Consider the following 14,706-nt stretch of genomic DNA (forward strand, 5'->3'; position numbering starts at 1 on the left):
CTGCTGCACAAGAAAGCAGCAGGCTAGGGTTAATGCGTGGGTCAGATTGAGATGGAAAAACCGGGGGCTAGTGGGTCACTTCTGGGTGGAAATCAACAGGTAGCTCTTGAACCGCTTCTTGGCTGGTTTGTCGCCCTGCACCTAGGGCAGCCGCGAGATACCGTGCCGCTGCAAGCAGCGGTGCAACGACGAGCGTGTCAGATGTGAGATAGTCGGCTGCAGCGCGTAGAGGCAGTCGTCCAGCGGCAGCAGGGTATACCTGCGAAAGGCGACGATCGCGGCTTCATCCTCAGCGGACAAAGCGCTGGAGTACGACTGCCTAGGCGCTGTTAGCAGATCCGTGATTGAGGTCCGTTTCTTCCACTTCGCCACCGTCTTCTGACCGATGTCATAGCGCGCAGAAAGCGCTCTCAGGCTCTCTTGACTATGTTGCACCGCTCGACGGATCGCCTCTTTCGTGGTGGCGCTCCCGTGCAGAACTTAGGCCATAGCGCTTCCTTCCATTCATGGGAAAAGATTGCACCATCAAAACCTGGGATCAAACAGTTGGAGACCGAGGACGCAGTGGCTCCAACAATCGACTCTTCTTGGAAGCAGTGCTTTGGATTACACGAACAGGTAGCCCTTGGCGAGATTTGCCGCCTGAGTTTGGCAAGTGGAACACCGTCTTCCAGCGGTTTCGCGACTGGGTCAAAGCTGATGGTTTTCAAAAGCTGTTTGATGCAGTCAGCGATCAACCGGACATGGAATACGTGATGGTGGATGCAACGATTGTGCGAGTGCACCGGCATGGTCAGGGTGCAAAAGGGGGTCTGCGGGCCAGGCCACAGGTCGCAGTCGAGGTGGTTTGTCCACCAAGATCTTGGCGCTGACAGATGCCCTCGGGAACTTGATGCGATTTGTTTTGCTGCCAGTCCAACTGGCATGATCTTCAAGGTGTAGAGCAGCTTCTTGAAGGCGTAGATCTGTGGGCATTGTTGAGCGCCCCGTTGACTTCTGCATCTGCCCTGTAAGTCTTCCCGTAACACCTCCATGATTGAAGATGTTGCGACGACCGGTTGAATCCGTCCAATACAGCAGCGTTGACTCCAAACGCTTGTACCGAGCCCATGGCCGAGTACCCAGCATGAGTCGCAGAGGAAGCTGCTGGGACAATGTCGTCATGGAATCGCTCTTCAGCAGTCTGAAGAAGGAGCGCATTCGCAAGCGGATCTACAAGACCCGGGACATGGCCCGGGCCGATGTGTTTGACTACATCGAGGTGTTCTACAACCGCTCACGCCGCCACAGTCATCTGGGTGGCATTAGTCCCGAAGCGTTTGAGCGTATCCGGTCTTGAGGCTGGGAATTTGTCTACTGGAGTAGGGGCCGTCCACTCCAATTGGAGCACAGCTTCAACTGTGCCAAGGCGCCGCTCCACGGCTTCCGCCAGCATGTCGTGCACAGGCTCTCCCGCAAGTCCCTTGCCCTCCCAAGCGCGCCAGGCCAGGATCTCCCGGTCGCAGCAGTCCTTGGCGAAGGTGGCTGTGACCGTCTCGCCCGAAGCGCACTTGATCTCAAAGCCGTCAGAGCACCAGCGCATGTTGCTCATCGGCACACTGACCTGGCCATCGTGAATGAGGCTCGAATACCGCCGACTGGGCGTCTTTGGCAGCAGCAATTGATGCCGCGCCATGACCCGTTAGAGGCGCTTGTGGACCACCGATTGTGGCCCAAGGTCGTGTGTGAATGTGGTTTGGGTAATTGTTAGTTGTAAAACTATTCTAGGGAAACCACGGGGATGGAATCCATTGTTGATATGAATGTGCATCAATATAATTGTTAGGTATCTAATAAAAAATACGGATCAACTGTGTATGTCGATGTCTGCTTTGATTATTCCGAAGTCAACTGAGCAGCCGCCGCTCTGGTCAGAGGCGCTGTTGCTGGGGCAAGTGCCAATCGATGATGAGCACGAGCGGCTCGCTTGGCTAATCGAGCGCATGCAGCGCGCCAGTGCTTCCGATATGGCGCAAGCGCTCGAAGCGGTAATCGCGCATGCTGCATCGCACTTCGCAGCTGAGAACGAGCTGATGGTTGGTACGCAATTTCCTCCGCGCGACTGTCACATTCGTGAGCACGATGCCGTGCTTTCGACGCTTCGGGGTGTGCTCCGGCGTCTGGATTGCAGCGACGAAATCAGCGTCGCATACAGGTTGGCGGATGAGTTGGCTGCCTGGTTCCCTGCCCATGTCCAGCACCTCGATTCGGCCCTTTCCCATTGGCTTTGCAAGCTGCAGCACGGCGCTAAACCGATAGTGCTGCGCAAGGTGCGCAAATCTGCGGCTGCCTTGGCGACCTAATTCAACCCCTTTTTTAATCACCCCTGTAGAGAATTCATCATGATGACCCACGAAGAAAACGAGCTGCTTTGTCGCGTTGAAGGCGACGCCCCGATGGGGCGTCTCATGCGTCGCCATTGGACGCCCATCTGCCTAGTGGAGGAGGTGGGTGAGCCCGACGGTACGCCAGTGAAAGCGCGTGCGTTCGGCGAGGATCTGGTGGTCTTTCGCGACAGTGAGGGCCGCGTCGGTGTCATGGACGAGTATTGCCCTCACCGCCGAGCCTCGCTGGTGTACGGTCGCAACGAGGAGGGAGGTCTGCGCTGCCTCTACCACGGCTGGAAGATGGATGTCGATGGCAACGTGCTGGAGATGGCGTCCGAGCCAGCAGCCAGCGGCATGGTTGACAAGGTTAAGCACACCGCGTATCCGACCCAAGAGTGGGCCGGTATGGTGTGGGCTTACATGGGGCCGAAGGAAACCATGCCTGAATTCCTGCCGCCGGCATGGGCGCCAACGGCCGACACGCGGGTGAGCATCGCGAAGGTGCTACTGCCGTGCAACTGGGCGCAGATTCTCGAAGGCGCTATCGACTCAGCCCATAGCTCCAGTCTCCATTCCTCAGATATGGTGCCGGCTCGGGTCGATGGCGCGAAGGCCACCGACAAGACTTGGCTGCGTCCCTCGACCGACAAGGCTCCGCGCATGCAGGTGCAGCGTACCGGTTACGGTTTTCGCTATGCCGCGTTGCGCCGGCCGCTCTCGAATGCTGCGGAGAACGATTACGTGCGCTCCACGGTTTTCGTGGCCCCGGCTACTGCGCTGATCCCGCCAAACAACCTCTATAACGTGGCCAACATTAACGTGCCGATGGATGACACAAACACGGCGTTCTATTTCATCGCGTGGGGCCATCCGTCGCAAACGCCGGAGACTGAAACCTGGCGCAAGTTTTTGCGTCAGACGGTGGGGGTCGACCTGGATCAAAACTACCGTCCCTTGCGCAATGAAGCAAACAAATTCTGGCAGGACCGTAACGCTATGAAGGCCGGTAACTTCACTGGCATCACTGGTTTCCCTAACCAAGATGTCGCGATGTGGCTGACTATGGGGCCCATCGCCGACCGTACCCATGACCGCCTGGGCGCAAGCGATCTGGCTATCGTGGAATTTCGCAAGCAGATGCTCGACGCGGTGAAGGCCTTCGAGCAAGGGGCACCTGCCATCGGGACGGGGGTCGAGGCGGCGACGCCAACGGTCTGTTCCTTCCAAGCCATCGTCCCAAAGACGACCGACTGGCGCACATACGACGCTCACTATGTCTGGCTGGATGGCCAGGATCGCCCCGAGTTCGAACCCTCCTATTCCGTGAAGTCCTGATCCCATGAGTAAACTCCAACTTTCCGTCGCTATGGGCGACTACGACCGTACTCGAGCATTGTTCGATGGCCGTGTGCAAATAGATGGCGTCGACCCAGTGTATATGCTCCTCAATCCCGAGGAGATGTTCTTCCGAGCGATGCGTAGCATTGACTTCGACGTCACCGAGCTTTCTTTCTCCAGCTACTTGGTGAAACACTCGCGCGGTGAGTGTCCCTATATCGCGCTGCCGGTCTTTCTGTCGCGGGCTTTTCGGCACACATCAATCTACGTCCGCAAGGACCGTATTAGGGAGCCTTCTGACCTGAAGGGCAAGCGCATTGGTGTACCTGAGTATCAACTTACCGCTAATGTATGGGCACGAGCGGTCTTGCAAGACGATTTCGGAGTCAGTCCCTCCGATGTGACCTGGGTACGCGGAGGCATTGAGACGCCCGGTCGCCCTGAGAAAGTCAAACTGCAGCTTCCAGCTGATATCCGTATTGAACAGGCTCCCGAGGGGGCAACGATTTCGCAAATGCTCGATTCAGGAGAGATCGACGCTTTTATGGCCCCCCGTCCACCCAGTCGGGCAGCGCTGGCCAACCCAAATATTGGCTGGCTCTTCGACGATCCGACTGCGGTAGCCAAGGACTATTACCGTCGTACTGGCGTCTTTCCGATCATGCATGTGGCGGCAATTAAAAAAAGATCTGGCGGCCAAGCACCCTTGGCTGGCAGCTGCGATTGTGAAGGCTTTCACCCAGTCCAAGGCTGTGGCTTTGGAGCTTCTTTCCGATACCTCAGCCACCAAGGTCACGCTTCCATTCGTTGAAGAGCAACTGCACGCTGCACGCGTGGCTATGGGTGAGGATTTCTGGTCCTATGGTGTGGCGCCGGCAAGTAGGACCCTGGAGACCTTCGTTCGTAGTCATTACGAGCAAGGTCTGTCATCCAGACTGGTTTCAGTTAGTGAGCTGTTCCATCCCGCAACCTATGAGAGCTACAGCATCTAAATCCAAAAAAACATAAGTGGAGACAAACCTCATGAGACGCAAAACCCTAATCAAGTTGCTTGGGATCGCCTTTCTGGCTCCCTTTGCATTTAGCTCCAGCGCGTACGCTCAAAACTACCCGACCCGCGCCATCAAGTTGGTCGTTCCCTACTCTGCAGGTGGCCTTCCTGACACAGTGGCTCGTATCCTCTCTCGTCCGTTGGGCGATGTATTGGGGCAGTCGGTCTACGTCGATAATCGGCCCGGCGCCGGTGGCGCGGTGGCAGCATCAGCGATACTGCAGGTGCCTGCAGATGGCTACACGCTGCTTGTGACCGATGGACCGATGTTGTCGATCACCCCGCTGCTTACAAAGAAGATTAGCTACGACGCTGGTCGAGACTTCGTCCCGGTTTCGCTCGTCGGCAAGGCTCCGCTGTTCCTTGCTGTCAATGCGAAGGTTAAGGCGAAGACGCTGGAGGAGCTCATCGCGCTGGCGAAGGCCAAGCCGGGAGAGCTTAACTATGGCTCAGCTGGCACAGGCAGCATCCACCACCTCACGGCAGAGGCCATGAATGCTAGCTTGGGCCTCACGATGACACACGTCCCGTTTAAGGGGAGCGCCAACTCGGTGCCTGCGATGATCGGGGGGCAGGTCGACATGGTTTTCGCTTCGCCACCATCTCTCATGGGGTTTGTCAAATCGGGACAAGCTCGGCTTTTGGCCACTAATTCCTCAGCCCGCTCCCTTCTAGTGCCACAAATGCCTTCGCTGGCCGAAAAAATTCCTGGCTTTGACTTTGCCTTTACGGTTGCAGTGTTGGGAAAGAAGGGCACACCAGAAGCAGTGGTTAGTCGCATTAATGCTGAGATTGACAAGATCGTGAAGATGCCCGATGTCATTGAACAGTTACGCACTGCCGGTGTTGACCCAGTAGGTGGCTCAGTGGACCAATTGGTGCAGGCACTACGCGCCGAGAAGACGCAGGTCACAGACGCGGCTAAGCGGGCCCAACTCAAGGCTGAATAATAGAGATTTCACAATGTCTTCTACGCATACTCACTCCGATACGCAGATGCCGTTGAGGGTGTCTCGCATCATCGACTTGGCGCTCGACATCCGCAGCTTTGAGTTGGTGCATGACGATGGCAGCGATCTACCCCCCTTCACTCCCGGCTCGCATGTAAAGGTTCAAACCCCTAACGGCATGCTGCGAAAATATTCGCTCTGCAATGACCCGACAGAGCGAAAGCGCTATGTTATTGCCGTCAAGCGCGACCCCGAAGGGCAGGGCGGTTCACTTTCAATGCATGAGCAACTGCAGGAAGGCGACACGCTGCCTACATCGCTTCCTTCCAACGCATTTCCGCTGGTGGATAACGCCAAGCGCTACCTTTTTATCGCAGGGGGTATTGGCATCACGCCGATCCTTTCCATGATCCGTTCGTTCGGTGAGTTGCCGCCTGCGCCGTGGAAGCTAATCTATCTGACGCGTTTTCCCGAAAACACAGCCTTCCGTGAAGAGCTTGGAGCCCCCGAACTCAAGGGGCGAGTGCGGATCCACCACAGTCACGGGGACGCTGAGCGCGTCTTCGACCTGTGGCCCGAGCTTGAAAAGCCTAATTCCGCCCACGTATACTGCTGCGGCCCCCGCCCGCTGATGGAAGCTGTGCGCGACATGACTGGGCACTGGTCGCCGGCCAACGTACATTTCGAGAGCTTTAACGAAGGCGGAGGCGTGCGGCCAGACGACAAGCCTTTCATGGTAAAACTGGCCAACTCCGGCGCGGCGTTTGAGGTACCAGTCGGCAAGTCGATTCTGTCTGTGCTTCGTGAGCATGGCTGTAATGCAGCGGCGTCTTGCGAGAGCGGTACTTGCGGCACCTGCCGCACGAATCTACTTAGTGGCGAGGCAGATCATCGAGACATGGTATTGCTGCCCGAGGAGATGGACAAGCAAATCATGATCTGCGTCTCTCGGGCTAAGTCAGACGAATTGGTGATCGACCTGTGAACGCCGGCCACCAACTTCGACTGGGTGTCGCCGGACTCGGGCGCGCCTTCACGCTTATGCTGCCGACACTCCAGCAGGACCCGCGGATAAAGCTGGTGGCTGCTTGTGATCCGCGCGGATCGGCGCGGGCTCAATTTGCGAGCGACTTCCGTGCTCCGGTGTACCCGGACATTGAAGGCCTGGCATCTAATCCGGATGTAGAGGCTATCTATATCGCCAGCCCACACCAATTTCATGCGCAGCAGGCACGCATTGCAGCACGTCACGGCAAGCATGTTCTTGTGGAAAAACCGATGGCGCTGTCCCTTGGCGACTGCGACGAGATGATCCAGCACTGCCGTGATGCAGGGGTACACCTGATCGTGGGTCATTGTCACAGCTTTGACACACCCTACCTGAGCGCCCGAGAGATCGTGCAGAGCGGGGAGCTGGGGCCCGTGCGTATGGTCCACGCGTTGAATTACACCGACTTTCTCTACCGACCGCGTCGTCCCGAGGAGCTGCGCACTGAAGAGGGCGGTGGCGTGGTGTTCAGTCAGGCTGCTCACCAAGTCGACATTGTGCGCTTGCTGGTTGGCACTCGGGTCAGGAGGGTGCGAGCCATCACGGGTGACTGGGATCCTATGCGTCCTACCCAGGGTGCCTATTCGGCGCTGCTGTGGTTCGAGGGTGGCGCGTTCGCCAGCATCTCCTATAACGGCTACGGGCACTTCGACTCCGACGAGTGGTGCGACTGGATTGGCGAGATGGGCGGTGACAAGTCTCCTGAGGCATATGGCGCCGCCCGCCGCAAGCTGGCTACCGTGGGCTCAGCACAGGAGGAGGCGAACCTCAAGGCTGCTGCTACCTATGGAGGTCCTGGATATGTGGCTGCCGCAACGGATGCGCAGCCTATCTGGCACCAACATTTTGGCCCGATAGTGGTGTCGTGCGAGCGCGGAGACATACGCCCGTTACCGGACAGTGTCTGCGTGTACGCAGACCTCGCCAAGGAGCGGCGGTCGTTGCAGCGGCCGGTGGTGCCCCGTTTCGAGGTTATCGATGAGCTGTACCACGCTGTGGTGAACGAGATCAAGCCGCTGCATGACGGCGTATGGGCGCGCGCCACGCTTGAGGTATGTCTAGCGTTGCTCGACTCGGCCGGTTCGGGTAAAGACGTGGAACTGCCGCGCTGAAGTGCTTGCACAGTAGAAGTCACGGGCGGATCGGTTGGATGTTCCGCCCTATGAGCTGTCTCTTCTGCGATGGCTGCGGACGAGCAAGACGTCGGTGCTCTGAGCGCCTCCTTTGGCCCGGTCCCCATACGATGTGTCCTGCCTTACTGAGGTTGCGCCTGAGACGTGGAGTTCTTGGTCTTGTTGAAAAATATCGGCAAGGAATCAAGAAATGACAGACATGCAAGTGCGCAGTACACGCAAGAGTTAAAGCTGGAGGCTGTTCGGCAGCTGCGAGCGGGCCAATCGATTGCGGTGATAGCGAAGGTGCTGGATATCCCGAGGGCGAGTTTGGACAACTGGGCGCGGCAGTCGGCCAAAGGGGAATTGGACGGTGCTGGCAGCGGGAGTACGGCCAAGATCACGTAGGAGAAAATGGAAGTAGCTCGTCTGCGAGCCGAGAATGCCTGACTTCGGATGGAGCTCGAGATATCAAAAAAGGCTAGGGCGTACTTAGCCTAGGACATGCTGCGAGGTACGCCTGGATTCACCAAATGAGAGCACGCTACCCGGTGAGCTTGGCATACGAGGTGGTGGATGTGAGTGCCAGCGGATATTTCAGCTGGCTGCGCCGCCGGGATTCAGTTCGACCAGGGCTTGGCGCACGCTACAGCGACAAAGCCCTGCTGGCCCACATCCGATCGACCCATGCCGAGGTCAAAGGCGAATATGGCTGGCTCCGCATGCACAAGGCAGTGGCAGCCAGGGGCATTCGTGTTGGCAAAGACCGGGTTCGCAAGCTCATGCAGCAGCACGGCATTCGGGCCAAGACCAAGCGCCAGTTCGTGGTCACCACCGACAGTCGCCACAGTTGCACCGGAATTGGTGCAGTGGCGCTTTACCCCTGAGGCACCGAATCGGCTTTGGTGATGCCCTTTGAGGGGGAAGTCCAAAGCGGACAGCTTGCACGGCTGCCGCTCGGGTGCGCTTTCAATTCTGCCAGTGGAGCCGTATCGCAGCGCGATCTGTTTCTGCAGTGGTGGAGTGCGGAGCAGCGGAATGTGGAGTGCTATATTTGCTAGGCTCGCTTGGCTTGGTTCCGTACATCTTCATACTTCTCTCACTTGTTTGTGATTGTCGACTCGTTGAGGCGTAGTCGCTCGTTGCCTGTGTTGCGGGGAATAGACTAGGCAAAGCGTCTGTTGGCATGCATTGAGGGGTTGACATTGGCTAAGAAAGCAAAGGCAGAATCAGCAGAGATGGCGAGCCGAATCCTGCAGCACTGGCAGGAGGGCGTTCCTGACGATCGCCTGGCTCATCTGGTTAAAGACGCGACGCGCGCATTTCTACGGTCACTGCAGAACCGTCTGGCACGCTACGATGTCCAGCTCGGCCATTGGACATTTCTGCGGATTCTCTGGGAAAGGGATGGGCTCACCCAGGCGGAGTTGAGCGCTGAAGCAGGGGTAATGGCGCCCACGACGGCCATTGCATTGAAAGCGATGGAGGAGCTGGGATATGTCGTGCGAAGGCACCGGCCCGACAATCGTAAGAGTATGTACGTGTTCCTCACGCCTGCAGGCAAGCGCCTCAAGGCGAAGCTGGTGCCTATGGCCGAGGAGGTTAACGCACTGGCCGTCAAGTCTCTGTCGGATGCGCATATCGTCATCGTGCGGCGTTCGCTACTGAAGATTATCGAGAACTTGGCAACTGACGAGTGCCTTCAAGATGACGCGAAGCGAGCGGCTGCTCAGGGTTCCCAGAAGCCTTAACCAGTGCTATCCCAACCCTCATGTCTAACTGTCTTCAGTTGGCTTGTGTAGAGCAGGGCGCTGTTGAGAATCTTGACACATAGGCTATCTTCGAAAACAGCTACCGTTGCTATGGATATCGCAAAGTGCAGGGGCAGATTCAATCGGTCGTCGCAACACCGGGTCGCTGCGCGGATTTTAGACACTCATTCAAAGTCTCAGCGGGTGTCTTCCCGCCCAGCGTTTTGCGCGGCCTGTTGTTCAAAGCCCGAGCCCCGGCTTGAATCTCTTGCTCGCTCCAGCGAGACAGGTCAGTGCCTTTGGGGAAGTATTGGCGCAGCGCCCGTTTGTGTTCTCGTTGGTGCCAAGTTGCCAAGTTGCCAAGTTGCCAAGTTGCCAAGGGCTGTGAGGGTCGGCAAAGAAGACCTTCACCCCGGACTCGATCGTGAATCGGGCATGGTCGGACACTTCCTTGCCACGATCCCATGTCAATGATTGCCACAACTGGGCTGGCAACGTGGTCACCACTCTCTTGAGCGCATTAGCCATGGTGACGGCTCCGTAGCCTGCGAGCACAGGACCGTTCTTCGTCCGTGGAATCAGTCCATAGCCCACCTCGCGAGGCAAATACACGAGCATGGTGAAGCGGCTTGACCGCTCCACCAATGTTCCGATGGCGAACCTGTCCAACCCGATGATTAAATCTCCTTCCCAGTGCCCCGGCACGGCACGATCTTCTGCCTCTGCAGGTCGATTGGAGATCATCACCTCCATGATTGAAGGCGTTGCGACGACCGGTTGAATCCGCCCAATACAGTAGCGATGACTTCAAACGCTTGTACCGAGCCCATGGCCGAGTACCCAGCATGAGTCGCAGAGGAAGCTGCTGGGACTATGTCGCATGCCGATTACTCAGGCGATCACGTCGTTGCGACTTGCAGGTGTGAAGGACACGACAAGTGTGACCGGTTTAGCCGGATAGTATTCTTGTGCAATGGCCGTATGGCCAAGGAATGCGATGACCAAAGCTGATGTCGCGCACAGCGAGCATCTGGTGAGGCTGGAGGCTTTCATGAGGTCTCCAATAGCAAGCTGTTGATTTCCACCCATAAGTGAACCACTAGCCCCCTTGCAGATAAAGCGTGGCACCTTCGCCACAGTTGGGCATTCTGAATCTGGGATATTTACTTAGATGGCTATCAAAATTGTTAGATGGCTACCTATACTTCGTGAACCAGAGGAGCCACGATGAAATTGAGATTCATCTGAGGATGTGGACGCTGTAAGACTGTGCTTGGGGCTGCCCATGAAGAATCAAGCGCATTGTGAAGAAGAGGACCTGGGGTAAAAGGCCCTAAACAAAATGAAGGAGACATCAATGATCGGACTGGCCAAGCATGCTGTGGCATGCGCTGTGTTGCTCAACATTTGCCCAGCAGCGAACGCGCAAGGAGGTGTCACCATTTACGGACGCATGGACTCTGGCGTGGACTCACCTCGCTCTGGCGGCTCCAGCATCAATCGCGTGTATTCGGGCGGAAGTGCTGGTAGTAGCCTCGGTTTCCGAGGTGTAGAGAACTTGGGGGGAGGGCTCTCAGCCGTTTTTCGCCTAGAGCAAGGCCTCAACCTCGATGAAGGTACCTTGGCCCAAGGCGGGCGTGCTTTCGGGCGCGAAGCATCGGTGGGCCTCAGCGATACAAGGCTCGGTACCGTGCAGATGGGGCGTGTTCCTACACCCTACTATTCCGTCCAGAGTAATGTAGATGCCTTCATCTGGGAGGGGGCTGGAGGGCTGCTTTCGCTCACCCGGAACATCAACGCAACCACGCAGCGTCAGGTGTTGCCGATGGGTGTAGCGGCGCGTCAGGACAACGCCATCAGTTATGTGTCTCCGCGCTGGGGTGGCCTTGAGTTGCGTGGGCAGTATTCCTTTGGTGAGAAGTCTGCGACGATCGGGCGCGGTTATGGCGTATCTGCGCGCTACCAAGTTGGCGGCTTCGACCTCAATGCGGGCTTCCAGCGGCAGGAGGGTGCGGACAACACTGCCTCGGGCAAGATCTCGGCAATGGTGCTTGGCGGATCCTACGATGCCCGCTTCGCCAAATTTTTCCTCGGTACGACGGTTGAGAAGAACTCTTGCAGCACCTGCACCGGCGCCATTGCCCGACTGCCAGGAACTTTCATGAGCGAGTTCAGGTTGACCAACGTCGGCATGCGCGTGCCATTCGGGCCATTCACCACCATTGCCCAGTTCACCCGAGTGAATGACCGCTCCGACTACACGGCCTCGACTGGCAATCGTGATGCCAATTGGATTGCCCTTGGTGGTGACTATGACCTGTCTAAGCGGACGCGTCTCTACTTCGGCGTCGCGAGGATTACCAACAAGAACGGATCGCAGTACGTACTGGGTACCGGAACTGCTCAAGGCCCTGCAATGCTAGAAGGCTCGGCGAACGGAGCCTCGCGAAATATCTACATGGGAGTTCGGCACAACTTCTGAAAGCTGATCGCGGCGCAACTTGGCATCCCTTCAATGCTTTGATGGGCCTAACAGAAAGTATCTTGCTTGAGGCGAACCGTCCCAACCCCAGCCGTGGCTAGGCCACGGCCACCGTCTGAGGACGGCCCAGTTCAGTAAATCGATTCAAGATAGCTGCCCGGATGTGCAGTTCATTGACTTGGCGCTCAAAGGTTCGAGACATTGCTCGCTCACCCAGTCGCTTGATGCAGTTCATCTTGGTCCCCACCAAACTTCTTCGGTGGTAGCCGCTCCAGACTTTCCATATCTTTCTCCCAAACAGCCTGCATGCAGCTATTGCCGCATTGCGATGCGTAAAGGCGTCGCTCGAATACGGCAAGATTGAAGAGCACGGCATCTCGTGCTGCTATCACGGCATGAAGTTCGACGTCGATGGCACCTGCCTGGAAGTGCCCTTCCCTGAGGGCGAAGAGGAGGAAGGCGAGAGGTATCGCTGTTCCATTCGCCAGGGCGCCTACAAGACCGTCGAACGCCACGGCCTGGTGTTCGCCTACATGGGCCCACCGGAACAGGAGCCACCGTTCCCGGCATGGGAAGGCAACTTCACCTGCGCTGAGGGCGATGAACTGGTGCCCTACAGCAACTTCCAGCATGCAAACTGGCTGCAGGTGCAGGACAACTCGGCTGACAACTATCACACGATGGCGCTGCACGCGAAGCGTCAAGTGACGGGCGAGAACTACCAGGGCACCACGTTCGACGAGGTGGGTGCCGCGTCCATGGAGGTTCCGCCGGACATGCAGTTCGTGCCCATCCATGGCGGCCGGGGACTGGCATGTACGGGCGCCCGTCGGTCGGACGACGACCACATGTACATCCGCGTGCAGCACCAGGTGCTGCCCAACTTCAGCCTGCACGCCTACACCTCGGAAGACGGTCATGCCAAGAAGCTTTTCGGCCGCTTCCACATGATTCGATGGACGGTGCCGGTCGACGACGTGAATAGCAAGATGATTGGCTGGCGCGTCATGGGCCCTGGTATCGACACCCGTGGCATCGGCGACAAGAGCATGGTCGGTTACGAGACCATCGACTTCCTGGAGGGCCAGGTGGCCATGCGCCGGCCGGAGCGTTTCGGCAAGTACAAGCTCGAAGACATCCCTCCGATTCCCGCAGACCACCGCGCCCGCGAGAACTACAAGGAGTGCCAATACGCACCTGGCGACTACGAGGCCATCATCTCGCAGCGCCCCATCGCCGTGCATGCTCTGGAGAACCCAATCAAGTTCGACGCGGGGCTCTACATGTTCCGTAAGCTGCTCCGCGATGCAATTCGCGGTAACAATCCGAAGGCCAGTCCGGAAGCGTTCGCTGAATGGCTCCGCGACTTCGATGGCGAACCCAACAGCTACTGCTCGGGTAACGTTTTCGACTTGCCCGTCGGCCGCACCAAGGACGAAGAGGTCACTCTTCGCCGCTACCTTGCCAAGCAAGTGGTGAACATCATCACTGAGTCCGACTCTCTTCGGGGTGCAGAGCGCACCACATTCATCAAGGGCAAACTTGAAGACCTGCAGCAGGAAGTGCTAGCACGGAGAATGGCATGAATGCCCCAGTGGTATTTGAAGCGCTTGCCCCCTACAAGGAGGGCGAGCCCATCGAGATGGTCGTGCGCGCAATCCGGATGCAGGCCGAGGGCATTCACTCCTTCGAGCTAGTGCAGTCGGACGGCCTTGAGCTACCGGCTGTAGAAGCCGGAGCCCATGTGGATGTTCATCTGCCTGGCGGAGTTGTGCGCTCCTATTCGTTGGCCGGAGACCCAGCTCACCGGACACACTGGACTCTTGGTGTGCTCCGAGAGTTAAAGGGGCGCGGAGGCTCCAAGGCGATGCACGAGTCGCTTCGGGTCGGCGACACCGTGAAAATTGGCTGGCCTCGAAATGCTTTCAAGCTGGCTACCGGGGCTGCTCATAGCATCCTCGTGGCAGGCGGCATCGGCATCACGCCACTGAAAGCGATGGCCCATACGCTTGCAAGCAGGGGCGAGTCTTTCGAACTGCACTACTGCTCTCGAACGCCGAAACACGCGGCATTCATGGATGAATTGCGCTCTTTGGTGTCTGCCGAGCGCCTTCACATGCATCACGACGGTGGGGACCGTGCCAAAGCACTCGACCTGATCAAACTGCTGAAGTCCGCAGCACCGGGGACGCACGTCTACTACTGCGGACCTAGCGGCTTCATGGACGCATGTACGGAAGCCGCAAAGCATTGGCCATCGGGTACGGTGCACTGTGAACACTTTAAGGCACCAGAGCGTCCAAAGTCGGACGACACCCCGGCTGGGAGTTTCGAGGTCAAGCTTGCCAAGTCCGGCGAAACGGTTCAGGTGTTACCCGACCAAACCATCGTTCGCGCGCTGGAACTTGCGGGCCATCGGGTTGCCACATCTTGCCTTTCTGGCCTGTGTGGCGCCTGCAAGGTAGAGGTCCTGGAGGGTGAAGTAGACCATCAAGACTACATCCTGACGGACGAGGAGCGCACGCACTGCATGACTGCTTGCGTTTCTCGCGCCAAGAGCAAATGCTTGGTGCTGGACCTTTAGCAAGCAAGCGAGTCTTTGGTGTTG

The 14,706-nt window shown here is 57.6% G+C and carries 9 protein-coding genes and 9 pseudogenes; 13 read left to right on the top strand and 5 right to left on the bottom strand.

What is annotated here, in order from left to right; genetic code table 11:
- Positions 1–144: 144 nt before the first annotated feature.
- Positions 145–477: pseudogene (locus V8Z78_RS21635) on the bottom strand (transposase family protein); the annotation flags it as partial.
- A gap of 39 nt (positions 478–516) precedes the next feature.
- On the opposite strand from V8Z78_RS21635, the pseudogene V8Z78_RS21640 reads away from it, so the two are divergent.
- Positions 517–1,010, top strand: a pseudogene (locus tag V8Z78_RS21640) (IS5 family transposase); the annotation flags it as partial.
- A 59-nt stretch (positions 1,011–1,069) separates the two neighbouring features.
- Positions 1,070–1,339: pseudogene (locus tag V8Z78_RS21645) on the top strand (IS3 family transposase); the annotation flags it as partial.
- 42 nt (positions 1,340–1,381) lie between these two features.
- On the opposite strand, the pseudogene V8Z78_RS21650 reads toward V8Z78_RS21645, so the two are convergent.
- Positions 1,382–1,681: pseudogene (locus V8Z78_RS21650) on the bottom strand (transposase family protein); the annotation flags it as partial.
- 175 nt (positions 1,682–1,856) lie between these two features.
- On the opposite strand from V8Z78_RS21650, the gene V8Z78_RS21655 reads away from it, so the two are divergent.
- From V8Z78_RS21655 to V8Z78_RS21690, 8 genes and pseudogenes are all read left to right on the top strand, one after another.
- Positions 1,857–2,342, top strand: a complete 486-nt coding sequence (locus V8Z78_RS21655) for a hemerythrin domain-containing protein (RefSeq protein ID WP_034400981.1) — start codon at positions 1,857–1,859, stop codon at positions 2,340–2,342.
- Positions 2,343–2,381: 39 nt separating this feature from the next.
- The gene (locus V8Z78_RS21660; protein ID WP_003054408.1) at positions 2,382–3,701 is read left to right on the top strand and encodes a Rieske 2Fe-2S domain-containing protein; all 1,320 of its coding nucleotides are present in this window, start codon (positions 2,382–2,384) and stop codon (positions 3,699–3,701) included.
- Between the two features lie 4 nt (positions 3,702–3,705).
- Positions 3,706–4,696, top strand: a pseudogene (locus tag V8Z78_RS21665) (ABC transporter substrate-binding protein).
- Positions 4,697–4,727: 31 nt separating this feature from the next.
- Positions 4,728–5,705 carry a Bug family tripartite tricarboxylate transporter substrate binding protein gene (locus tag V8Z78_RS21670; protein ID WP_003054412.1) on the top strand — a complete coding sequence of 326 codons (978 nt, stop codon included), beginning with the start codon at positions 4,728–4,730 and terminating at the stop codon, positions 5,703–5,705.
- 13 nt (positions 5,706–5,718) lie between these two features.
- Positions 5,719–6,690, top strand: a complete 972-nt coding sequence (locus V8Z78_RS21675) for a PDR/VanB family oxidoreductase (RefSeq protein WP_003054414.1) — start codon at positions 5,719–5,721, stop codon at positions 6,688–6,690.
- On the top strand, positions 6,687–7,865 hold the full coding sequence (locus V8Z78_RS21680) for a Gfo/Idh/MocA family oxidoreductase (protein ID WP_034400531.1): 1,179 nt from the start codon (positions 6,687–6,689) through the stop codon (positions 7,863–7,865). Before V8Z78_RS21675 ends, V8Z78_RS21680 begins: the two co-directional genes overlap by 4 nt.
- A 192-nt stretch (positions 7,866–8,057) precedes the next feature.
- Positions 8,058–8,771 (top strand): annotated as a pseudogene (locus V8Z78_RS21685) (IS3 family transposase); the annotation flags it as partial.
- Between the two features lie 332 nt (positions 8,772–9,103).
- Positions 9,104–9,616, top strand: coding sequence for a MarR family winged helix-turn-helix transcriptional regulator (locus V8Z78_RS21690; protein ID WP_003054420.1), 513 nt, complete (start codon positions 9,104–9,106; stop codon positions 9,614–9,616).
- Between the two features lie 139 nt (positions 9,617–9,755).
- Here the strand turns inward: V8Z78_RS21690 and V8Z78_RS21695 are convergent.
- Positions 9,756–10,366: pseudogene (locus V8Z78_RS21695) on the bottom strand (IS30 family transposase); the annotation flags it as partial.
- 141 nt (positions 10,367–10,507) lie between these two features.
- On the bottom strand, positions 10,508–10,669 hold the full coding sequence (locus V8Z78_RS21700) for a hypothetical protein (protein ID WP_003054425.1): 162 nt from the start codon (positions 10,667–10,669) through the stop codon (positions 10,508–10,510).
- Between the two features lie 304 nt (positions 10,670–10,973).
- Here V8Z78_RS21700 and V8Z78_RS21705 point away from each other — a divergent pair, with 304 nt between their 5' ends.
- Positions 10,974–12,098 carry a porin gene (locus tag V8Z78_RS21705; protein WP_349732104.1) on the top strand — a complete coding sequence of 375 codons (1,125 nt, stop codon included), beginning with the start codon at positions 10,974–10,976 and terminating at the stop codon, positions 12,096–12,098.
- 97 nt (positions 12,099–12,195) lie between these two features.
- On the opposite strand, the pseudogene V8Z78_RS21710 reads toward V8Z78_RS21705, so the two are convergent.
- A pseudogene (locus V8Z78_RS21710) lies at positions 12,196–12,426 on the bottom strand (IS5/IS1182 family transposase); the annotation flags it as partial.
- A gap of 10 nt (positions 12,427–12,436) precedes the next feature.
- Here V8Z78_RS21710 and V8Z78_RS21715 point away from each other — a divergent pair.
- Together V8Z78_RS21715 and V8Z78_RS21720 are read left to right on the top strand one after the other, a co-directional pair.
- A pseudogene (locus V8Z78_RS21715) lies at positions 12,437–13,684 on the top strand (Rieske 2Fe-2S domain-containing protein); the annotation flags it as partial.
- Positions 13,681–14,682, top strand: a complete 1,002-nt coding sequence (locus tag V8Z78_RS21720; protein WP_003054430.1) for a PDR/VanB family oxidoreductase — start codon at positions 13,681–13,683, stop codon at positions 14,680–14,682. The pseudogene V8Z78_RS21715 and the gene V8Z78_RS21720, both read left to right, overlap by 4 nt.
- Positions 14,683–14,706 lie beyond the last annotated feature (24 nt).

Source organism: Comamonas sp. wu1-DMT (assembly GCF_040187805.1).
Taxonomy (GTDB): Bacteria; Pseudomonadota; Gammaproteobacteria; order Burkholderiales; family Burkholderiaceae_C; genus Comamonas; species Comamonas thiooxydans.

What these genes read in the sequence shown, in the direction of transcription:
- V8Z78_RS21670 (WP_003054412.1), top strand. Translation starts at nt 4,728, where the DNA reads ATGAGACGCAAAACCCTAATCAAGTTGCTTGGGATCGCCTTTCTGGCT.
- V8Z78_RS21720 (WP_003054430.1), top strand. Translation starts at nt 13,681, where the DNA reads ATGAATGCCCCAGTGGTATTTGAAGCGCTTGCCCCCTACAAGGAGGGC.
- V8Z78_RS21705 (WP_349732104.1), top strand. Translation starts at nt 10,974, where the DNA reads ATGATCGGACTGGCCAAGCATGCTGTGGCATGCGCTGTGTTGCTCAAC.
- V8Z78_RS21655 (WP_034400981.1), top strand. Translation starts at nt 1,857, where the DNA reads ATGTCGATGTCTGCTTTGATTATTCCGAAGTCAACTGAGCAGCCGCCG.
- V8Z78_RS21675 (WP_003054414.1), top strand. Translation starts at nt 5,719, where the DNA reads ATGTCTTCTACGCATACTCACTCCGATACGCAGATGCCGTTGAGGGTG.
- V8Z78_RS21690 (WP_003054420.1), top strand. Translation starts at nt 9,104, where the DNA reads ATGGCGAGCCGAATCCTGCAGCACTGGCAGGAGGGCGTTCCTGACGAT.
- V8Z78_RS21660 (WP_003054408.1), top strand. Translation starts at nt 2,382, where the DNA reads ATGATGACCCACGAAGAAAACGAGCTGCTTTGTCGCGTTGAAGGCGAC.
- V8Z78_RS21700 (WP_003054425.1), bottom strand. Translation starts at nt 10,669, where the DNA reads ATGAAAGCCTCCAGCCTCACCAGATGCTCGCTGTGCGCGACATCAGCT.